Source organism: Nostoc sp. (genome assembly GCF_036919495.1).
Lineage (GTDB): Bacteria > Cyanobacteriota > Cyanobacteriia > Cyanobacteriales > Nostocaceae > Nostoc.
In genome coordinates, this window is the sequence record NZ_JBALBZ010000132.1 from 40,398 (window position 1) to 60,495 (window position 20,098).

A 20,098-nucleotide genomic window follows, 5' to 3' on the forward strand; every position below is an offset into this window, starting at 1 on the left:
TGGTTGTGGCTACGTTGGTAGACCTCCAGCTTGAAAAATCTGTTCTGCTGTTAAATTTAATTCCGGGAAAGTAGGCGAAACGATGCGATTATTGCCTCTATATTGAGTAACTTGGTATTCACCATCAATTAATTGAAAAATAGATATAGTAGGCTGTTTAGGATTCCCAGTAAACTTTTTAGCGCCTAGACCGAGATAATCTACAACCCAGTATTCAGGAATTCCAATACCCTCATATTTACCCTGTTTTGTGTAGTAGTCATCATCCCAGTTGGTACTAACTACCTCAACTACTAAGGAAATTGATCCTGCAAGGCTTACAGTTGATTCTTTTTTCCATCGCGGCTCATTCACTAAATTAGGGCGATTCAGTAATAGCACATCTGGGGAATAAGCAGATTCCGAATTAGTTGGTTTAATGAGCGCAGTTTTGGGGATTGTATAAGGTAAATTTAACCGGTCAAATTCTACTGTTAGTTTTCTTGCTACAAAACCAATAATATCCTCATGGACTCCTACTGGTTGTGCCATTTCAACAATCACTCCATCATGTAATTCATGTCTTCCACCTTCGGGTCGCCATGCTGCAAAATCTTCAAAGGTTACTAGTTTTGGTATGGCTTGAGTCATAATTTATCACCCGTATTAGTCGTTTCGATCATATTGCTTTCTTACGTTTAGCCTTAACAGTAATATTAAAGGGTACAGTACTCGAAATTTGTTGCAAAGAACTAAACTATGGCGGCAATAACAACATCCGCAGAAAATCGGGTTTTACTCCAAAACATCAGCGAAGAGGCGGGGCAGGGGGAGGGGGCAGGGGGCAGGGGGAGAGAAGAATTAACTAAGAATTCTTTTTCCTCAAGAGCTTCCTTTGGTTATCCGAACCGTATTGAATGGGTAAGCAAGTTCGTAGTCAGGACTGAAGTCCTTGTTTTTTTAAGCACTAAAGTGCTTACTACAAACTATTTTTCATAAAAATTAATTAATCTCAGCAATAACTCTTCACCATCGGTAATTAATCCCAACTAATACCAACCATCTCCTACCTCATCACTATCCTGTTTTCTTGGCAATGGGGATTTGTACTAGGTATTTTTTCCTACTTTTGGGGTGTTTTTGAGTGAAACAACAGCCTAAAATTACAAAAAAACCTGAAATCTATATAAATTAATGGTTTCATCTATCCACATCAGGCTACAACACCTTAGAATGATTCATTGAAAAGTCGAGCCGATGGGATGTACAGGCGTTTTGAGTAAAGCTACTCCCAAAGGATGATTTTTGTACTTTCGCAAACAAAGATTTCAGTACAGATGCATCAGGGTGCATCCGTAAAGAATCTCAAGTAAACCTTCAGGAGTTTGACATGAACAAAGGTGAATTAGTTGATGCCGTAGCTGAAAAAGCTAGTGTTACCAAGAAACAAGCGGATGCAGTCTTAACTGCCGCTTTGGAAACTATCATTGAAGCGGTTTCCTCTGGTGATAAGGTAACATTGGTGGGATTTGGCTCTTTTGAATCACGGGAACGTAAAGCCCGCGAAGGTCGCAACCCGAAAACAAATGAAAAAATGGAAATTCCAGCGACGAGGGTTCCTGCCTTCTCGGCAGGAAAACTGTTTAGAGAAAAGGTAGCACCCCCAAAAGCATAGGTTCTGTCTTCGGGAACCCTTTTTTAATGCGGCAACCTGCACACGGGGGAAATTTAGCCTGGGCAGCAGCACTGGCTGGCTGTCCCCCTGATGCTATTCTGGATTTTTCTGCTAGCATCAGCCCGTTGGGGCCTCCAAATAGCGCGATCGCTGCTATACTGTCCCAAATTGGTAATCTTAAGCACTATCCAGACCCAAACTATAGTGAACTGAGACTAGCTCTCAGTCACTTCCATCAATTGCCGCCTGAGTGGATTCTGCCGGGTAACGGCTCCGCAGAATTACTCACTCTCATAGGTAGGGAATTAGCCCAATTAGCCGCGACAATTTTAATAACTCCAGCCTTTGGCGACTACTACCGAACCCTGAAGGCGTACAACGCTAAAGTGCTGGAGTGTCCTTTGTCATTTGTCACTGGTCATTGGTCATTGGTCATTGGTCATTTGTCATTGACAAAGGACAAAGGGCTATTGCTGAATAATCCCCACAACCCAACCGGAAAATTATTTTCACGGGACTCTATTTTGCCCTACCTGGAGCAATTTGCTTTGGTTGTGGTGGATGAGGCATTTATGGATTTTGTGCTGCCTAATGAGGAACAAAGCCTGATTCCGGTGGTGCAGGAATATAGAAATTTAGTAGTATTGCGATCGCTGACCAAATTTTACAGTCTTCCTGGACTGCGATTAGGATATGCGATCGCACACCCCGACTGCCTAGCTAAATGGCAGCTATGGCGTGACCCTTGGCCCGTAAACACGCTAGCGGCGGCGGCGGCAATTGCGGCACTCCAGGATACGGAGTTTCAGCAGCAAACCTGGGCATGGCTACCACCTGCACGAAACCAACTCTTTGAGGGTTTGGCTGAAATACCAGGATTACAACCCCAAGTAAGTGCTGCTAACTTTTTATTGGTTGAGTCTCAACAGTCTACTTCGCAGTTACAGCAACAATTACTCCAGCATCACCAGATTTTAATCCGCGATTGCCTTAGTTTTAAAGAACTAGGCGATCGCTTTTTCCGGGTTTCTATACGTGAAGAGTCTGATAACCAACGCTTACTAACAGCGTTGAGTGGGAAGTGGGGAGTAGGGGAGGCAGGGGGAGATGAGGGAGAGTAGAGGACTAGGGGACTAGGGAATAATTCTTAACTCCTTAACTCAGCACTCTTAATGCCCAATGACAAATGACAAATGACAAATGACTATTGACTACGATGTTGTAATTATTGGCGGCAGTCTTGCTGCATACTACGCTGCCCTTGCTGCAATCCAACTACGTGCTACAGTTGCCCTGGTGGAACCTAAAGTAGACTACGGGTTTACTAATCATTATGCTCTTACCGAAATCGGTAAACTGGCACAGAAGTTGAATGATGCCGCTAGTTTTGGTATTCATGCCACACACACTGATACCTCAGAAGAATGCCACATATCTATGGCATGGCAAGAAGCAATGCTGTATGCTCAATGCGTCGCCTCAAATCTCAAAGAACAGCATTCTCCAGCCATCCTAGCCGCGTCGGGGGTAGATATCATCGTTGGCAGTGGTCAATTTCAATCTTCACCTCAACTGGCTTTTGCTGTTAACAATCGTTTATTACGCGCCCGTACCTATTTGCTAGCCAGTGGTTCGCGTCCAGAAATTCCAGATATTGAAGGATTGCAAGCTACTGGCTACCTAACCTTATCTAATATTTGGCAATCCTTACAGCGAGGGACATTACCCAAAAATTTGGTAATTATCGGCGGAATTCCCCAAAGCATTGAAATTGCTCAAACTTTAGCGCGGTTTGGTTGCAGTGTGACGCTGGTAGTCAAGCACCCTTATGTTGTAGCCAATATTGACCCTGAGATAGCCATATTGCTTCAGGCACAGTTGGAAGTCGAAGGTGTACGCGTCTTCACTGAAAGACCAGTAACTCAGGTGAGGCTAATTGAGGATAAAAAGTGGATTCAAGCAGGAGATAAAGCTATTGAAACTGATGAGATTTTACTAGCAACTGGACAACAGCCGAATCTTGAATCTCTAAATTTGGCAACAGTAGGTGTGAAATGGCATCAGCGTAGGTTGGTAGTGAATGATAAACTACAAACCACTAACCACCGCATTTACGCTTGTGGTGATGTAATTGGTGGTTACGACTTTGCCAATATCGCTAATTATGAAGCAAAAATTGCTCTGAACAATGCCCTCTTTTTCCCCAGGTTACGAGTAGATTATCGCTTCATACCTTGGGCGATGTTTTCTGTGCCGATGGTGGCACAAGTAGGTTTAACAGAGGCACAGGCAAAACGCCTCTTTAATCGAGATAAAGTTTTAGTTTTGCGACAATACTTTAAAACAGTAGCAGCAGCCCAACTTCGGGACGAAACCACTGGTATATGTAAATTAATTGTGCTAGACAACGGCGAAATTTTAGGAGCTTCGATATTGGGGGCAGAAGCTGGAGAGTTGATTAATTTGATTGCCTTGGCAATGTCCCAAAAAATTAAAGTCAAAGATTTAGCAAATTTATCTCCCGTCTATCCGAGTTTTTCAGAAATTCTGGAACAAGCTGCAAAAGAGTGGAGTAAGCAAAGGTTAAATAGCAATATTGCTTTGCAAGAGTTTTTAGAAGGCTTCTTCCATTTCCGCCGCAATTGGAATTTGTGAATGGGGAGTCAGAGCTATTTCATTAGACCTCTTGCATAAGGGACTTCCAAGAAATAAATTATTCCAAGAAACGAACCACAGAGACAAGGCAGCGCGGTCTTGGGGGTTTCCCCCATGAGCGACTGCCGCGCAGAGAACGCAGAGAGAAGAAATAGAGAGAGTTTTTGCCTCAGTTTTGGAACATTTTTTTATTTGGAAGTCCCTAAATGCTTAAATTCTCACATTGAGCGGAGGAAAACATCTGCTTAAATTCTTCTATCCCTTATATTCCAATACGCTTGGGTTAAGCATTTTTTTGTTCTCTCTGTTCCCTGTGCGCCTCTGCGGTTCGTTAAAAAATTTGACTTTGATAAAGAGTTTTAGCCTTAACTGAACCGTATTGCCTTATATTCCGCTCAAAATGACATTTGTAACTTTTGACTTTTGCAAGAAGTCTATTCTCATCTAGCCCGCCTCAGAATAAATTCTGAGGCTAATAGCAAAACTCGTCTAAAGACGACTAGTGGTCTGTCAAATTCATTTTGACGGTTAGGGAGACGCGATAAATCGCCGTCTCTACTCTTAATCTATCCGTCAATTATTTCTTGACAGACTACTAGAAAGGCTTTTAGTCCACTTTAGTGGACTTGGGCTATAAGAGAGGAACTTTAGTTCTGGGCGGTTTATGTCTAGAACGAAATAGCCCTGAGTGGGGAGTAGGGAGTTAGAAGTTTGGAGTTGAGCCTTTTAACTCGGAAGTTGAACCTTTGAACTCGGACGTTGAGCCTTTGAACTCGGAAGTTGAGCCTTTTAACTCGGAAGTTGAGCCTTTGAACTCGGACATTGAGCCTTTGAACTCGGACGTTGAGCCTTTGAACTCGGACGTTGAGCCTTTGAACTCGGACGTTGAGCCTTTGAACTCGGACGTTGAGCCTTTGAACTCGGACGTTGAGCCTCTGAACTCGGATGTTGGTTTAAAAGCCCTGCATCAAAACCCATACCACTCCTGCCGCTACTAGAGGCACGCTGAGGTTATCAGTACCGTGGGGTGAGACAGCCTCTGCTAGGGTGGCGAAAGTAGCGGTTATTACCGCCGTCAATAAGGCCCATGCCAAACTAAAAGGTTTTGCTAGGGGACTCAGCGAGGAACCCGGTAGCAGCAACAGCACTAAGAAAATCACTACTGTACTCGCTACAAACATTGCTGCTGAACCTTCCCAAGAACGCACAGAATTTCCCACTTGGTATTTATGCTGCCCGAAGCGTCTACCGATTAATGCTGCTAGTGCATCCCCCCAAGTCATCGCCATTATCCCAGCTATGGCGATCGCAACGCTATCTACTGGCCCATCTGGTCGCCATAGTAGCCCGAAAAGCAGCGTCACTGAGATAGCGAAATAAACTGTACCAGGGGAGCTATCCTGCGTATCCATTGCGCCGATGATTCGGTAGCGGTAAAACAGGTAGTTAAGTCCGATAAAGCTAGCAAAAGGTATAATTCCGATTTCCCAATGGTTAAACAGTAGCAGGACACCAAAAACCCACATCCCTGCACCAATATGGATTACTTTGCGCGTCAAATCTGGCTTCACACCAAATAGCCTACGTAGTCCCTCGCCAAGGACAAGCAGACTAGTTGCGTAAATATAAGAAATTGCTAGTCCGATAAAATCATTTGTCATTTGTCAATAATTCTTCTCCCCCTGCTCCCTCTGCCCCTTACTTCTTCACTTAAATCGATCGCTATTTCGTCTCAAGTTCTTTTCTATTAACGAAGCACTACCAATACCTTGAAGAATACCACGACCGATTAAACCTAAACCTCTACCAATTATTTGTGTAAGAATAAAGACTATACCGCTACCTGCAAAAGCTAATAATGATTTTAAACGCGGTGCGATCGCATCACTAAATTCTAAAAGTAATGTTACTACTAAAGGAATATTAGAAAGTTTTACTAACTCCTGATTTCGAGGAGCATAAACTGATGTATTGGCAATACCACGAGGCGCAATTACAAATAGTTCATAACGACTTTCAAAAACGTCTTTTGGCTCATTTATATAATTTCTTAATCTATATTTCCACGACAAATCATTTCTAAATCGTTCAATCTCTCTTGTGGAAATCAATTGCTGTCCATAAAAGTTTTGTTTAATCACCTCTACATCTGCTAGAGAATTTAGCAATGGTTGCACTACCCCATTTGCTACCTGAATCAACAAGTTCTCTAAAATCATTAATGCTTGGGACTTCGCTTCAGCACTGATTACTGGATAGGAGGTATTATCAATATTCAATTCTATTTGAAACATTAGATATGAATACAACTCGTAAACTAACGGAATTTTATTAAGAATATCTCTTTGTACAACTTCTATGCTTGGCAATAAATAATTAACAATTTCTATGTTTTTATTTTCTAATTTTATCCGAGAAAATTTTCCAAAAAACTCCGTAATTGCTGCTTGCCATAAATCACTTAGTAATCTAAATTGGACTTCATATAATTGATTTATATCTATTTGAGAAGCGCGTAATTCATCCAACTGTTCAGCTAGTTTTTGCAGGATAATATAAAGTAATTCTCGTTTTTTATCTTCACGAAATATGTCGATTTCTAAAGGTATATCTGTAACATTTCGTAAAGGAAATTGAAGTTTGGTAACACAAGATGCAAATAATGCAGATTGTAGTGTTCCCGGACTAAGTAAAGGTGACACAGTTTGGCTTTGTTGAATGGCACTACTCAACGAAGGAGTTATAGGCGGCTCATTAGCAACGGGAATATCTTCTTCTTGCTTTTCTTGTGATGAAACCAACAATTGATTTAGCAACCAACGAGCCGCTAGCAGTTCTCGCCTCTGTCCAGCTAGAATTGCTCGATCTAATACTGGTAGTCCGGGAACTTGTAATTGCGCTGTTACTGCGGCTAGGGTAGCTTCAATGTGAGCAATTCCTGACAAATGTAAATCATTTCGGAGTTTAGAAAAAGGGAGTGGGGAGTGGGGAGTGGAGAGTTGGGAGTTAGGAGTCGTGATTGCTTGTGTGTCCTGAAACCAATAGAAACCACCATTTGCAACTTCTTGCATGAAAGCGACTAATTCAGGAAGTGGTGTACCTTTTGGGCAGTAGCCATTAATACCAACAGATTTTGCAGCCAATAGCAGTCCTTGTTCTTGAATAGAACTGAGAAGCAAAATTGGCAGGTTGGGATATAAGGCTCTGAGTTGCCGACAAAATTGTAAACCTAGCTGTTGACTGGTGATAGAGCGACCATTACCGAATTCCAAAACCACCAGATTTACCTGATTTGGGTCTTCTTTGGCAATTTCTGCTAAAATCTGCAAGGCGGCAGTATCAGTTTCTACCACTCCTGTTAGTTCTAGGTTAGGAATTGCTTCCAGAGCTACCCGTAATCCCAGACGAAAAATCGGGTCTTGGTCGATTAACAATAATTTTAGAAGGCGATCGCTCATAGTCTACTCAGTTACACAAGCACTGTTTTTTACCAATCAGAAAACAACTTTGATACAAAACTTTGTCTTCCCCATTGTTACCTGTTTTCGCAAACTGATAAATCGATCATAATTGCCTTATACAGCCGTCACTGTGTAATTAAATGAACTTGAGTATTCGGCACTGGTTGGCAGAACGCTATATCGCAATCAATCAAATCAAAGTATTTTCGGCGGGACAATTGGCAGGTATTGCCTACCGAATTGTTCAGGATATGGAAGTCAAAAGCTTGATGCCTTTTGATATCTGTACCTTGGTAGAGGTCTTAGAACTGCCCTTAGCTATTGTTTGGGAAGAAATCAATTTCATTTCCCAGTTGACAGAAAACCTGTTGCGTAGCCTCAGCCAAAAAAAACCGTTAAAACGTAACGAAGGCACATGGCTAGCGTTTCAAATTGGCTATCTCCAAGCTTTGCAAGCAATTATAGAGCAGGAAGCAAGCCTGCAAAGACCGTGGCTAGACCGGGCAAATATACCCATCTCGAAAGAGGAAGTGGGTAAACTCACCCTCCAAGATCCGCAACTGCAAGGGTTACTAAAAACTCTCAGTCCAGGTAAATTAACTGATACTCAAGCTGAACAAGCACTGTCTTTGGTTGCCGACTCATTACTGGTGCAACAAATAAATAACGCTGCCATAGCTTGGTTAGTTGCCAATGGTGCAGAGGAACCTGAAGCTAAACTCCTAACACAGCGTTTGCTCAACTCACTTCCTGGTCACTTACTGGTAGTCGTTACCGAGAATGCTGCACCTTTAGCTCAACTGCAAAAATTTTTTCGTTTAGGGATTTCATTATCTCCCAGTTTAATCACCCCAGAACTGGGTTCTGAGAAAATTGATTTGCACCGAGAACATTATCGGGCAAGTTTGATTAAAAACCTTAGTATGCCGTTGCTCACAGAATCCTTTGCCCTCAAGGATATCTATGTTGCACAAAAAGGCTTACCAATAGAGGAAAATATTTCTGAGCAAGATAAAAAAACTGTTAAGCCAGTTGATTTAAAAACATGGGCGCAGCAACAGCTAGCTGATTTAGAAACGATCGCTCTCATTGAGTCGGAATCTGGTTATGGAAAAACTAGTTTTTGTCAACTTTGGGCAGCACAGATAGCACAAGAATTTTACCCTAATTGGATGCCTATACTAATTAGGTTACGCGATGTAACTTATGGCAAAACTTTCATCGAAACCCTAAATTCTGCCTTTGGTGTTAATCTTTCAACTTGGTTAAAGCAAGAAAATCTCCCTTGTTTGTTGCTGCTGGATGGTTTGGATGAACTGCCCGCTTCTGCTCATGGGATAAGGGTAAAAGCAATTTTTATTCAACAATTACTAAACTTTCAATCTCAGCATAGACACAAAATTTTCTTAACGAGTCGATCAACGACATTACAAGAAATTGCCCCAGAGATCCCATTGCCATTGAAGCGAATTATCATTCAGCCGTTGAATGCAGAGGAATTAAAACAGTGGTTTCAGCAATGGACAAAAGTACAATCGTTGGCGAGCGCTCAAAATTTCTTTACATTCTTAAAACAGACAGGTTTATTTGCCAGTCAATCAAAGTTAAGAGAATTTTCTACCCTTGTCCGTCAACCCCTAATGCTGCATTTATTGGGCATTTTACACCGCGAGGGACTGCTAGATGATGAACTATTACACTTAGCTGCTAATAATCCAAAGTCTTCTCTGTTATGGGAAATTCATCATCGCCTGAGTCGATGGTTGTTGGGCTATCCGCTAACTGGCGGTATTAAGACGATGCTACTACGCTCAGGATCGGCTCATATCCACCGTACTAACGAAGCGATCGCTAATTTACTTGCTAATCGTCATCCCGAAGATTTACTTGAACAGATGCAAGCGATCGCTCTGAAAATTTTACACTCACAACGTCATCAAATTAATTTGGCTGAGGAAGCAAATACTCTACCAGGGTTTTATTTTAAAATTCGGGATTTAGAAAGCACAGCAAAAACTAGTTTAATTGAGTTTTCGCATATTAAGTTAGGAAAATATCTTTGTGCTGAGGCTATAACTGCCGAGTTGAAATTACTAACTCAGTGCCAAGATGAGGTTTATGGCAGGCTTACTTTTGTGGTTGATTCTCCTCATGATGTAGCCCAGCATATTTACAATTTACTGGGTTACGGGATACTGAGCCAAGAAATTGAGGAATTGGCAATCGCAATTTTACGCCAAGAGCAAAAACACAAGTTTTCCCTTGAAGTTCTGTACCAACGGCTTTTGTCTTTCTGGCGTGCTTACTGTCAAGGCTATTGGTTAGATGAAGGGATAGCCCACAAAGCTTTAAGTCATTTTCACGCACTGCAAAACCCGGTGAATGTTGAGCAGGTGAATGCTGCTGTGGGACTGAATGTGTTTTTATTGCTTTGTGCTTGCTACCGAGAAACAAAAGTTCCCTTTTGGCCTTGTGGGAATTCAGCCAATTTAGCAGAATTCAATCCAGAGGCTTTAAGTGCGTTGATTGCTAGAACAAGTCTTTTACATAAGAATGCCTTCGCAACCCGAATTAAGTCTTTGGCTGGACTCAATTTATCGGGAGCCTCTTTGTTGCAAGTAATGTTAACTGGGGTAAATCTTGAGCAGACAAACTTATCCAATGCGGAGTTAATCGGGGCGAATTTAGCTGGAGCGAATTTGCAACAGGCGAATCTCGCAGGTGCAAACCTGCAACAGGCAAACCTCGCAGGTGCAAACCTTACAGGCGCAAACCTGCAACAGGCAAATCTTACGGAGACAAATCTTAATTCTGCCAATCTCACTAACACCTGCTTATTTGATGCCATTCTCGCTGAGGCTGATAAAAAATTAGCCAGCGATAATAATGCTTCCTTCTCTCAAGAGTCGTTTCAAAGATTAAAGCATTTGCGTAGTTTACCGCCGCAGGCATCGCAAGAGCCTTTCTTAAGTACCGTCAAAATTGCCACAAACACAGATAATAATTGGAACAACCACCCTGCGATCGGACTAATTGAAAGCTCTGAAGGCACAATTTTTCCAGAAGATTTATATGATGATGATGTCGATGATGAGACAATTTTTGGTAATAATTTTATTGGGGAATAGATAATAGGGCAGTGGGAATTGGGCATTGGTTATTAATTCTTGTCCTTCACTCCTTCACTCCCTCATCTCCCCCTGCTCCCTCATCTCCCCCTGCTCCCTCATCTCCCTTGCCCCCTACCCCTCTTGCGGATTACGGTAGCCAACAAAGTTAATGCTGTAATCAGTAATCCGCACTCCTGTTTCTTCTTCAATTTTGCGGATTAACTCTTCTGGGAGTTCTACATGGACATCAAGAATTTGATTTGTATCTATACAGTTTACATGACTGTGAGAATCACTGATATTGCCATACAAACGCCCATCGCAGCGTTCAATACACTCAATAATGCCCTGACTGGATAATGCTTCTAAATTTTGATAAACAGAAGTATGGCCAATATCTTTACCTTGTTGGTTTAAGCGATCGTAAATCTCTCTAGCAGAAAGATGTTCATTTGCTTGCCAAAGTAATTCCAAAATAAAGCGGCGCTGGCGGCTGACGCGCATACCTAAGATTTGGCACTGCTCAAGCGCATCTTCTAGAGAACGAATTGATTTTGTAGAAATTGTTTGTTTTTGCATATTACAGCTTCTTAACTGTTGAGGGAATTTTTCCAGTTAAATGTTTATTGCTTATTTAATATATGCAATGATATTGCATACCACTTTTTCTACCTGTACTTGTGTTTTGGCTTTTGATGCTGCGGAAGTTACAGGTTGCGATAATGATTTTTTGCTTATTGATGGCTACTTTGTCAGACCTTAATCTAAAACAAACTCATTACAACTTTAACTTAAAATTGCTGTAAATGTCCACCTTGGGAAAGGTAACGCCTGCCCCAAGTAGGCTAGTTTTAATGTCATACCATGTTAATCGTGTAGTAATTTTTTAGTTAAAGGTAAGTATTTATAGCTTTTACGAAAGTAATATTTTAACTATATAAATTCAGTGTACATGAGTGGCGTAGGCGTAACCCGCCGCAAGTATCGCTATCTGCTCATATCAAGGCTAGCAACTAGATGTATATTTGTTAAACCAGTGAAAACTAAGCAAAAGTATCAAATAAATTAGAGAAGGTCAGACTTGTGTATAAACCTTGTATAGGTTGACCAATTATTAAGCAAAAAAGTATTAGTAAATACTAATTTATTTCTAAAGTTCAATCTAGCATCAATCCCTGAAAGCTGCTACTGTAGATTGTCGATCCTACAGTTGAGCATCAAGAAAGTGGCTGCTGAATCAAAGACAATCGCGATCGCACTCAATAATGACTTCATTAATAATCTGGATCTGTCGCCTGCGTCAACGGTGATTGAACAACTGCTGCAAGATGGGGCCGCATCCCATGAACAGCAGCTACGCTTTGATATCAATTATGAACTCGAACCTGGCGATCCACGGGAACTCTCAGAAATTCCAGAGGTGCGGCTATGGTTTATACGCCTAGATGCCAAATACCCGTGGTTAGCATTTTTACTAGATTGGAAAGCTGGAGAATTTGCTCGTTATAGCGCCATGCTTGTACCACACCAGTTCAGTTCCAAAGAAGGCATTCAGTACAATCCTGAAGCCTTAGAAATATTTTTGATGCACAAAATCTTTATTTTAGGTGATTGGCTCAAACAACAAAATATCCCTAGTCTCTCACGGCTGAAGTCTATGGCCCAGATGCTGGGTTATGAATTAGAGGATGCTTTTTTTGAGATATTTTAACAAGAAAGAATTCAGGAGTCAGGAGCCAGAATGGGCTAAACCTTAGCTATCCGCTAACATTATTAATTCTGGGCGACTGGCAGATAGAGAAGTGTCTCGTAGGGAGCGTCTTGATTCTGACTTCTGCATTCAAAATTCTGTATTCTTCTTCTGAATAACCGCAAAATCTAGTTGTCACATCCAGGTTTTGCGGTCATTCAACAAAGGCATAACTATATTGGATATCCAATAGACTAATTGCAGAAATTGAGACAAACTGCTGGTTTAGCCGCCCCAAATTTTCTCCAAAACTGCGTTTGGTGACACATCCGCCGTTTTTCCCGTGGGGGATTCAATAGCCAGGAATTTATCGTTTTTCGGCAACAACTTCGCTGGATCAGTGGGCCCAAATAGGGCGATGGTATAGGTTTGGACTGCAACACTCAGTTGTAGTGCCGCACTATCAGTAGACAACATCAGATTTGCTCCGGCGATTATGGCAGCTAACTTACCAATATCATCTGGGGCAGTCACCTTGATCTCTGGAGAAGATCCCAGAAGCGATCGCACAAACTGCTGATCGTCAACTCCCTTAATGACCACCACAGGCAGATCCGGTTGCTTATCTTGGAAGTTTTGAATAATTTGCTGCCACTTCTCGACAGGGTAGATTTTATCCAGTTCTTTAGCCTGCAATAACTGGCCAGAACCGCCATGAATCAAGATATAACCTGTTTCATGAACCCCTAAACGTTTTTGTTCCTTTTCTGCCCACTCAATATCTGTTTTTGGCACATTTACAGCTAATTCTGGGACAGGGGGTTTTATGCTTAATGGTTGCAGCAAATCATGATATACTGCCGCCGCATACTGGGATGGTTTAAATGGCACAGCGTTGGTAAGAAAAACCGCTCCTTTACCTTGGTAGCCAATGCGTGTGGGAATTCCCGTCAACCAGACTAAAAGACCCATCAACCAATTTTGCTTAACAGCAATGGCAACATCGTATTCGCGATCGCGAATTGTCCCCACCAAGTTACCCCAATCTGCCAGACTGTTACGGTCTTGAAAATCAAAGGCCAGTACCTCGTGAACTGACTTGCTCACTCGATAGGCAGCCTTTGACCGGGGTTCAACAACGACATCTATCTGAGCGTTAGGGTAATTGCGCTTGAGGTCATCTAGAGTCGGAAAAAAGAGAATTTGGTCGCCAATTCCGCCAGGTACAAGGGCTACTACTCGCATAATATTTATTGACGCTTACTCGCTCCCTATTTTAGGGGAAAATATATAGCTTAAAGATTGAGGAATTCTGTGTATTTACTAATTCCAGCTGCGGGAACCGGAAAAAGAATGGGTAGTAACCGCAATAAACTCCTGCTAGTCGTGCGATCGCAACCAATTATTGCTTGGACTTTATTAGCCGCAGAAGCCGCCAGTACAATCAGTTGGATCGGAATTATTTCTCAGCCTACCGATTGGCCAGACTTCAACTCAATTCTCGCCGATCTAAAGCTGACTAAACCAGTGGAATTGATTACAGGTGGTTCCACCCGCCAAGAATCTGTTTACAATGGCTTGCAGGCGCTACCAGTAGCCGCAGAACAAGTGTTGATTCATGATGGGGCTAGATGCCTGGCCACCCCAGATTTATTTAACTCTTGTGCCCAAGCCATTCGCCATTGTCCTGGTTTAATTGCTGGTGTACCCGTTAAAGACACCATTAAAGTTGTCGATGAACAAGGCATAATTCAAAAAACACCCGACAGACGGCAATTATGGGCGGCACAAACACCCCAAGGATTTGATGTCAAGTTGTTGAAACAGTGCCACGCTGAAGGTGTCCGTCAAGGTTGGGAAGTAACTGACGACGCGGCTTTATTTGAAAAATGTGGTATTGAAGTGCGAATTGTCGAGGGAGAAGAGACAAATTTAAAAGTGACAACTCCCCAAGATTTAGCGATCGCAGAATTTATTCTCACAACTAGAGGTTTTTGAGGGAGTGGGGGATGAGGGAGCAGGGGGAAAATCCCTCTCCTCTGCCTCTTCCCAATGCCCAATTCCAAATTCCAAATTTGAGATTTTTAAACAATATTTTGACAATTTACGATATAATGCCACACACTTGTTGATTGTTAGTTGTCATGTACTAATGACCAATGACAAATGACTAATGACCAATGACAAATGACTAATAACTAAATGATTACAGCCACAGCGACAAAGATAGAAGCAATTCTGTATTTAAAGGGTAAACCCTTGTCGCTCGGCGAAATTGCCGAGTATGCCGCGTGCGATCGCGCCACTGTCAAAGAAGGCATAATTGAACTAATGGACAACTATGCCCACAGAGATAGCGCCCTAGAGGTAGTAGAAACTCCAGATGGTTACAGTTTGCAACTACGGTCTGATTTTCATGACTTAGTGCAAACTATGATACCAGTGGAATTGGGTGTAGGTGCATTGCGAACTTTAGCTGCGATCGCCCTCAATAGTCCCATACTCCAGAGCGACTTGATTAACCTGCGCGGTTCAGGAGTATATCAGCACGTTCCAGAACTCGTAGAACTTGGTTTCATCCGAAAGCGTCGAGACAGCGATTCTCGCTCCTATTCACTCCAAGTAACCCCAAAATTTCATCAATATTTCCAAATCGAACAACTCCCCCAAATACTTTCTACTAGCCAGAAGGAAGAACAACTAGAACTAGAACTGGAGGGAGTGGGGAGTGGGGAGTAGGGAGGAAGCCGGGAGCAGAGAGCAGGGAGCAAGGGGGAGAGCGCAAGGAAACAAGGAAAATTGGGGACAAGGGGAAAGACTTGTTGCAAGTTCTCACTCAAGTCACTTTGTCGCCCTGCCCCCTGCCCCCTGCCCCCTGCCCCCTGCCCCCTGCCCCTTCTGCCTCTTCTACCCCATTCCCCTCCTCTTGACTTATACCTATGGTGAATGCGCTACCCTTGTACTATGGTTTAAAGTGGAGTTAGCAATTAAGCTAAATAAAACTGCCAATGGTGTTTAATCCTGACTTTTTAAATGACAACTCTGAGGAACACCCTAATCAACTTCTTTCAGACCACTCTGAGCAATACCCCAATCAGCTACTCAAATATCTACAGCATCAGTCTCCTGATGTTTTAGCCAGGATTGCTCAGTCCGCCAGCCCCGAAATTAAACAAATCATCTCGCAAAATGTCCAAGGGCTTGTGGGAATGCTCCCGCCAGAAAATTTCAACGTGCAAATTACAACAGATCGGGAGAATTTAGCTGGGCTTCTAGCGTCGGCCATGATGACAGGGTATTTTCTGCGCCAGATGGAACAAAGAATGCAGTTAGAGCATTTGTCTAATGGTCAATAGTCAGTAGTCAAATATTCTGGAACTATTGACCAAATAATTACTAATTCGTAATTCGTAATTCAAAAGGTTACAGCAGCCCACACTGAATTTTTAATTCAGTGGTTAACAGGAGATTTATGGAGAGTTGCCTCCACTGATAGCCTAGCTGTAGGAAGTGCGCTTACTCCTGCAAAGAAGCAAGCTACGCGCGGCGTCTATTAGAGAGCGTCTTGCAATTACGAATTATCAATTACGAATTATTTTGATTACTTCCTTTCAGGATAAGCTGCTGATTGTACTTTGAAGGTTTGAATTTTACCGCTACGGTTGATTTCGATCGCTAAGATGTCACCAACTGTGCTGGACTCTACAAGCTTCTGGACTTGGGCTGAGGTTTTGACTGGTTTACCGTTAACTTTTTGAATCACGTCTCCAGGAAGCAGTCCTCCACGCTTGGCTGGGGAATCATCTGTGACTCCTTTAATCACAATCCCAGCATCCTGCTGAATATTGATCTGATTTTCTTGATTAATCTGCTGTTTTCTGGTGGGAGAAAGGTCTGCCATTTCAATACCCAAGAAGGGATGTTCCACACGCCCTTTGGTAAAAAGTTCATTAGCGATGCGGGCGGCGGTTTCAATGGGGATAGCGAAACCGAGTCCTTGAGCATCAGCGCGGATGGCAGTGTTAACACCAATCACTTCGCCTTGGGCGTTTAACAAAGGGCCACCAGAATTACCAGGGTTAATTGCGGCATCAGTTTGGATAAAGCTGACTCGCTTATCTGGTACACCAACTTGAGTGCTGGTGCGATCTGTCGCGCTGACGATGCCCATAGTGACAGTATTATCTAAACCAAGAGGATTACCAATAGCGATCGCCCATTGTCCTGGTATTAGGTTTTGCGAATTGCCTAACTTCACTGTCGGTAAATGATCCGCTTTTATTTTTACCACCGCCACATCTGTCACCGAATCAACTCCTACCACCTTCCCTTCTAAACTCCGACCATCTTTGAGGGTGACTTGTACTGTATCTGTATCAGCTACCACATGAGCGTTGGTGAGTAATTCTCCATCTTCGCTCAAAATGAATCCCGATCCTGTACCGCGCTCAATGCGTTCTTCAGGAATTGGTTGCTCATCCTCTCCAAAGAATCGCCGCAAGAGGGGATTTTTCAAGGCGTCAGAGATAGGATTGGCGACTTTGCGAGTAGCATTAATTCGCACCACAGCCGGGCCAACTTTTTGCACTGCCGTCGCAATAAAATTCACATTATCGCCCCCAGTAGCCCCAATCGCTCCGTTAGAAGAATTTGGCACTACAGATTCTGGAGGCGAAGCCATTGTTACATTTCTTAACTGTTGGAAGGAAGAATTTTTGAGCAGGAGATAGCGACTGCCAAATAAACCTGCACCACAGCCAAACAGCAGTAAAAATACATAAATCGCTAGTTGTTTTAAGGATAACTTCATAATCATTCTGCTTAAGGACAGAAATGCAGTTGCTAATTTCTAAGTGTAGTCAAGCTAACGGCAAGTGGACAGATCAATTTACGAGGAATTGGGATTGGCTACAAGAGGCAGAGGGGAAAGAGGTAATTTTTATTCTCCCCTTTGCCCCTAGCAAGAACTACTCCTTCGTTCCCCACTCCCGACTCTTCGCATTTAAAATTTAATAATGCGACCTTGACCTGTATACATGACTTTACCCTTTCGTCAACTGTTTCTCTGTAGCTTAGTTAGCGCCTTAAGCTTAGTATCCATACTGCCAAACATCAACAGCGCCAACGCTGCTGTGGGTGGTTGCCCAACTCCAGCCCTATCTCGCTTCCAACGCCATAAAGTTGTTCGTGGCGAAACTTTAGAGAGCATAGCCCAGCGCTACAATCTCATACCTACAACTATTATCGGCATGAATCCAGCTTTGCAGAGCGGTGCGATGCCTGCGGCGGGTTCAACCTACGCAGCCGTTGGTAGTGTACTTCAGATTCCTCCCTACAATGGGATTGTCGTCGAAGTGCCTCGTGGTCAAACTTGGCGACAAGTGGCGGCACAATACAAAGTTCGTGCTGATAGCCTTTTTGAAGTGAATGGCTGCCAACAAGACCCCAGAATTGTGTTTGTTCCGGGGGTAAATTGGTCGCCCAATGGTGTTGTAACTAAGTCCCCTTTACCTACTGATGCAGGTACGCCAAACCGTGCATCTTTGTCTGGCTATCCTTTGGGGCAAGTGGCAAATGTGGGATTAGCTTACGGCTGGCAAATTAATCCTGCTACAGGTGAAGTTTTCTTCCATAGTGGTGTTGATTTATTAGCACCAGTTGGTACAGATGTGCTAGCGATCGCGCCTGGAACCGTAGCCTTTGCTAATGACCAAGGTTCTTATGGCAAGTTAGTTATTATTAACCACAGTGGCGGACTCCAAAGCCGCTATGCCCAGCTTGACAGTATCAAGGTTTCTGTCGGTCAACAAGTAAAAAAAGGAGACTTACTGGGAACAGTAGGCACTAGCGGAAAACCAACTTCCAGTCAACCGCACCTCCATTTTGAAGTGCGTTCTAGCTCATCTCTGGGTTGGGTAGCGGAAGATCCAAAGGGTTATTTGAAGAAATGAGGTTTGTTTTGAAACGCAGAGGAACGCATAGGAAATCTCTGTGTTCCTCTGCGGAATCTTTGCGATCCTTTACGTTAAAAAAAGGATGCTATATTTTCACTAGATTTTACGATGTGCATTCCTGCCTGTGCAAACCTTGCAAATGCCGCATCTGCCTGTTCTGTGTAGTCCACAACACCGGGAACGACAACGGGGGAAGTGCAATCTTCTAAGAGATAGATTTTTTGAGCAAGGGTAGCATCTACCTGTTTAATTTCTGTTAATAAATCGTCAATTGTCCAGGCGACGCAATGACTTTTAGCTTGACCACCAATAATTACTGCATCATATTCTAATTCTAAAAGTTGTTTAATCAGGCGCGTGTTCTTTTGACCAAGTGGACGTTGCTCAAAATCTTCCAACACCTCTGGACGTAAAATGGAATAGTTTTCTGTTAAGGGATTTTCACCTTTAATTTCAAATTGCGTCTGAGTCTGACGAGCAATGCCGTGGAAAAATATGGCTTCTTCTACTGATGAAACTAAAGCATGACCAATACCACCCAACATAGAATGATAAGGCCAAACTGTCAGGGGATATTTACCGTCTTGACTGAGTTGCTTAACGTAATGGTAAGTATGTTTTTCTAATAATTCATAATCCCCATTAGTAACAGTGTCAGCAACTGCTGGGTTAACTTTCCAGATGCCTTGTTCGATGTCTGTTGGGGTAATGTTAGTTGCTGCTGGAGTAGGATGTTCTCCCGCAGCGTTTACCCAAAAGATAGGATGGAAGATTTGGGTTGCTGTGTGGGTATCTAGAGTAGGTACAATTTTTGTAATTACTCCCAAGTTGCGATAAATAAACTCACATAATCTGACATTATCATCCACTGCCCCTTTACCAGATTTTCCACCTACAAATAATTCAAATCCAGGTATACAGAAGGTGTTTTGGACATCAATTAACAGTAAGCAAATCCGGCTTTTATCTAAAGATGCAGGTTTGATATCGTGTTGTTTTGCCCAGATTTCAGCTTCGGCGGCACGTTCTTGGTAAGGTACACGCCAGACTTCGCCGACTTTTTCTGAGTTAAAGTGCGGGGGAATTGGTCGTTGGGTTGTTGTTTGGGTATTCATAATTACAGTCGCTTTTATTCTGTAATAACATCAATAATTCCAATACCCAAATTTTCCAAGTTCAGTGCCTACTTCAGTAAACATCATCATGAGAACCTAAGGTCAACAAAGAAATTACTAATTCCCCAGAATCGGGATGAGGAACAAACTCAAATAGAATACGATTGTTGTAGTCTATGGAACAAGCCCATGTACCCAATAAATCCCCTTTAAGTTTATGAGTACGCAAGCTAGAGTAAAATGGATCTTCAGCAAGCTGTTGTAATGTTTGCTCAACCAGAGAGCGTAATTGCGGGTTTCGACGGGCTAAACGCTTAAAATCTCGAATAAATCTTGCACTCCAAAGCAGTTGCATCAATCATCTAACTCCGCCATTAAATCAGCAACAGTTCCACTACGTACTTCCCCTTTAGCATAGGCTTCACGAGCTTCTGCAACCGCCTTTAATAAGTCATCCCG

The 20,098-nt window shown here is 42.7% G+C and carries 19 protein-coding genes; 10 read left to right on the top strand and 9 right to left on the bottom strand.

Translation table 11 applies throughout. The features are described 5' to 3' along the window. Nucleotides 1-9 precede the first annotated feature (9 nt). Nucleotides 10-630 carry a Uma2 family endonuclease gene (locus tag V7K25_RS18310; protein WP_335159945.1) on the bottom strand — a complete coding sequence of 207 codons (621 nt, stop codon included), beginning with the start codon at nucleotides 628-630 and terminating at the stop codon, nucleotides 10-12. 108 nt (nucleotides 631-738) lie between these two features. Between V7K25_RS18310 and V7K25_RS18315 the strand changes: the two genes are divergently transcribed. From V7K25_RS18315 to V7K25_RS18330, 4 genes are all read left to right on the top strand, one after another. After that, the gene (locus tag V7K25_RS18315; RefSeq protein WP_335159946.1) at nucleotides 739-978 is read left to right on the top strand and encodes a hypothetical protein; all 240 of its coding nucleotides are present in this window, start codon (nucleotides 739-741) and stop codon (nucleotides 976-978) included. A 391-nt stretch (nucleotides 979-1,369) separates the two neighbouring features. Then, nucleotides 1,370-1,654, top strand: coding sequence for an HU family DNA-binding protein (locus tag V7K25_RS18320; RefSeq protein ID WP_010998076.1), 285 nt, complete (start codon nucleotides 1,370-1,372; stop codon nucleotides 1,652-1,654). A gap of 26 nt (nucleotides 1,655-1,680) precedes the next feature. Beyond that, nucleotides 1,681-2,775 (top strand): threonine-phosphate decarboxylase CobD, encoded by a 1,095-nt coding sequence (gene cobD / locus V7K25_RS18325; RefSeq protein WP_335159947.1) that lies wholly within the window; start codon nucleotides 1,681-1,683, stop codon nucleotides 2,773-2,775. Nucleotides 2,776-2,854: 79 nt separating this feature from the next. Next, complete coding sequence (locus tag V7K25_RS18330) at nucleotides 2,855-4,309, top strand: dihydrolipoyl dehydrogenase family protein (protein ID WP_335159948.1); 1,455 nt, start codon at nucleotides 2,855-2,857, stop codon at nucleotides 4,307-4,309. A gap of 789 nt (nucleotides 4,310-5,098) precedes the next feature. On the opposite strand, the gene V7K25_RS18335 is transcribed toward V7K25_RS18330, so the two are convergent. The 3 genes from V7K25_RS18335 to V7K25_RS18345 are packed head-to-tail and all read right to left on the bottom strand — an operon-like array spanning nucleotide 5,099 to nucleotide 7,767. Continuing rightward, entirely contained in the window at nucleotides 5,099-5,287 is a 189-nt protein-coding gene (locus V7K25_RS18335; RefSeq protein ID WP_335159949.1) for a hypothetical protein, read from the bottom strand. Further along, nucleotides 5,263-5,970: a diacylglycerol/polyprenol kinase family protein gene (locus V7K25_RS18340; RefSeq protein WP_335159950.1), complete on the bottom strand. Its 708-nt coding sequence runs from the start codon at nucleotides 5,968-5,970 to the stop codon at nucleotides 5,263-5,265. The genes V7K25_RS18335 and V7K25_RS18340 overlap by 25 nt, the downstream gene beginning before the upstream one ends. Nucleotides 5,971-6,015: 45 nt before the next feature. Beyond that, complete coding sequence (locus V7K25_RS18345) at nucleotides 6,016-7,767, bottom strand: DUF3685 domain-containing protein (RefSeq protein ID WP_335159951.1); 1,752 nt, start codon at nucleotides 7,765-7,767, stop codon at nucleotides 6,016-6,018. Between the two features lie 143 nt (nucleotides 7,768-7,910). Between V7K25_RS18345 and V7K25_RS18350 the strand changes: the two genes are divergently transcribed. Beyond that, complete coding sequence (locus V7K25_RS18350) at nucleotides 7,911-10,898, top strand: pentapeptide repeat-containing protein (RefSeq protein ID WP_335159952.1); 2,988 nt, start codon at nucleotides 7,911-7,913, stop codon at nucleotides 10,896-10,898. A gap of 114 nt (nucleotides 10,899-11,012) precedes the next feature. Here V7K25_RS18350 and V7K25_RS18355 read toward each other — a convergent pair whose 3' ends face one another. Then, a complete protein-coding gene (locus tag V7K25_RS18355; protein WP_335159953.1) occupies nucleotides 11,013-11,459 on the bottom strand; it encodes a Fur family transcriptional regulator in 447 nt (148 codons plus the stop codon). Between the two features lie 646 nt (nucleotides 11,460-12,105). Between V7K25_RS18355 and V7K25_RS18360 the strand changes: the two genes are divergently transcribed. Continuing rightward, complete coding sequence (locus tag V7K25_RS18360; protein WP_335159954.1) at nucleotides 12,106-12,591, top strand: CRR6 family NdhI maturation factor; 486 nt, start codon at nucleotides 12,106-12,108, stop codon at nucleotides 12,589-12,591. Nucleotides 12,592-12,855: 264 nt separating this feature from the next. Here the strand turns inward: V7K25_RS18360 and V7K25_RS18365 are convergent, their stop codons facing one another. Then, nucleotides 12,856-13,815 (bottom strand): glycosyltransferase family 9 protein, encoded by a 960-nt coding sequence (locus V7K25_RS18365; protein WP_335159955.1) that lies wholly within the window; start codon nucleotides 13,813-13,815, stop codon nucleotides 12,856-12,858. Nucleotides 13,816-13,884: 69 nt separating this feature from the next. Here V7K25_RS18365 and ispD point away from each other — a divergent pair, with 69 nt between their 5' ends. From ispD to V7K25_RS18380, 3 genes are all read left to right on the top strand, one after another. Then, the gene (gene ispD / locus V7K25_RS18370; protein ID WP_335159956.1) at nucleotides 13,885-14,568 is read left to right on the top strand and encodes a 2-C-methyl-D-erythritol 4-phosphate cytidylyltransferase; all 684 of its coding nucleotides are present in this window, start codon (nucleotides 13,885-13,887) and stop codon (nucleotides 14,566-14,568) included. A gap of 204 nt (nucleotides 14,569-14,772) precedes the next feature. Beyond that, the gene (scpB, locus tag V7K25_RS18375) at nucleotides 14,773-15,309 is read left to right on the top strand and encodes an SMC-Scp complex subunit ScpB (RefSeq protein WP_109009187.1); all 537 of its coding nucleotides are present in this window, start codon (nucleotides 14,773-14,775) and stop codon (nucleotides 15,307-15,309) included. A 269-nt stretch (nucleotides 15,310-15,578) separates the two neighbouring features. Then, a complete protein-coding gene (locus tag V7K25_RS18380) occupies nucleotides 15,579-15,926 on the top strand; it encodes a DUF760 domain-containing protein (protein WP_118162998.1) in 348 nt (115 codons plus the stop codon). Between the two features lie 245 nt (nucleotides 15,927-16,171). Here V7K25_RS18380 and V7K25_RS18385 read toward each other — a convergent pair whose 3' ends face one another. Further along, the gene (locus tag V7K25_RS18385; protein WP_335159957.1) at nucleotides 16,172-17,380 is read right to left on the bottom strand and encodes an HhoA/HhoB/HtrA family serine endopeptidase; all 1,209 of its coding nucleotides are present in this window, start codon (nucleotides 17,378-17,380) and stop codon (nucleotides 16,172-16,174) included. 226 nt (nucleotides 17,381-17,606) lie between these two features. On the opposite strand from V7K25_RS18385, the gene V7K25_RS18390 reads away from it, so the two are divergent. After that, nucleotides 17,607-18,521 carry a M23 family metallopeptidase gene (locus V7K25_RS18390; protein ID WP_335159958.1) on the top strand — a complete coding sequence of 305 codons (915 nt, stop codon included), beginning with the start codon at nucleotides 17,607-17,609 and terminating at the stop codon, nucleotides 18,519-18,521. Between the two features lie 74 nt (nucleotides 18,522-18,595). Here V7K25_RS18390 and V7K25_RS18395 read toward each other — a convergent pair whose 3' ends face one another. Then, entirely contained in the window at nucleotides 18,596-19,639 is a 1,044-nt protein-coding gene (locus V7K25_RS18395) for a cysteine hydrolase family protein (protein WP_335159959.1), read from the bottom strand. A gap of 73 nt (nucleotides 19,640-19,712) precedes the next feature. Next, nucleotides 19,713-19,994 (bottom strand): type II toxin-antitoxin system RelE/ParE family toxin, encoded by a 282-nt coding sequence (locus V7K25_RS18400; protein ID WP_335159960.1) that lies wholly within the window; start codon nucleotides 19,992-19,994, stop codon nucleotides 19,713-19,715. Nucleotides 19,995-20,098: the final 104 nt, after the last annotated feature.

What these genes read in the sequence shown, in the direction of transcription:
- V7K25_RS18310 (WP_335159945.1), bottom strand. Translation starts at nt 630, where the DNA reads ATGACTCAAGCCATACCAAAACTAGTAACCTTTGAAGATTTTGCAGCA.
- V7K25_RS18315 (WP_335159946.1), top strand. Translation starts at nt 739, where the DNA reads ATGGCGGCAATAACAACATCCGCAGAAAATCGGGTTTTACTCCAAAAC.
- V7K25_RS18320 (WP_010998076.1), top strand. Translation starts at nt 1,370, where the DNA reads ATGAACAAAGGTGAATTAGTTGATGCCGTAGCTGAAAAAGCTAGTGTT.
- cobD (WP_335159947.1), top strand. Translation starts at nt 1,681, where the DNA reads ATGCGGCAACCTGCACACGGGGGAAATTTAGCCTGGGCAGCAGCACTG.
- V7K25_RS18330 (WP_335159948.1), top strand. Translation starts at nt 2,855, where the DNA reads ATGACTATTGACTACGATGTTGTAATTATTGGCGGCAGTCTTGCTGCA.
- V7K25_RS18335 (WP_335159949.1), bottom strand. Translation starts at nt 5,287, where the DNA reads ATGGGTTTTGATGCAGGGCTTTTAAACCAACATCCGAGTTCAGAGGCT.
- V7K25_RS18340 (WP_335159950.1), bottom strand. Translation starts at nt 5,970, where the DNA reads ATGACAAATGATTTTATCGGACTAGCAATTTCTTATATTTACGCAACT.
- V7K25_RS18345 (WP_335159951.1), bottom strand. Translation starts at nt 7,767, where the DNA reads ATGAGCGATCGCCTTCTAAAATTATTGTTAATCGACCAAGACCCGATT.
- V7K25_RS18350 (WP_335159952.1), top strand. Translation starts at nt 7,911, where the DNA reads ATGAACTTGAGTATTCGGCACTGGTTGGCAGAACGCTATATCGCAATC.
- V7K25_RS18355 (WP_335159953.1), bottom strand. Translation starts at nt 11,459, where the DNA reads ATGCAAAAACAAACAATTTCTACAAAATCAATTCGTTCTCTAGAAGAT.
- V7K25_RS18365 (WP_335159955.1), bottom strand. Translation starts at nt 13,815, where the DNA reads ATGCGAGTAGTAGCCCTTGTACCTGGCGGAATTGGCGACCAAATTCTC.
- scpB (WP_109009187.1), top strand. Translation starts at nt 14,773, where the DNA reads ATGATTACAGCCACAGCGACAAAGATAGAAGCAATTCTGTATTTAAAG.
- V7K25_RS18380 (WP_118162998.1), top strand. Translation starts at nt 15,579, where the DNA reads ATGGTGTTTAATCCTGACTTTTTAAATGACAACTCTGAGGAACACCCT.
- V7K25_RS18385 (WP_335159957.1), bottom strand. Translation starts at nt 17,380, where the DNA reads ATGAAGTTATCCTTAAAACAACTAGCGATTTATGTATTTTTACTGCTG.
- V7K25_RS18390 (WP_335159958.1), top strand. Translation starts at nt 17,607, where the DNA reads ATGACTTTACCCTTTCGTCAACTGTTTCTCTGTAGCTTAGTTAGCGCC.
- V7K25_RS18395 (WP_335159959.1), bottom strand. Translation starts at nt 19,639, where the DNA reads ATGAATACCCAAACAACAACCCAACGACCAATTCCCCCGCACTTTAAC.
- V7K25_RS18400 (WP_335159960.1), bottom strand. Translation starts at nt 19,994, where the DNA reads ATGCAACTGCTTTGGAGTGCAAGATTTATTCGAGATTTTAAGCGTTTA.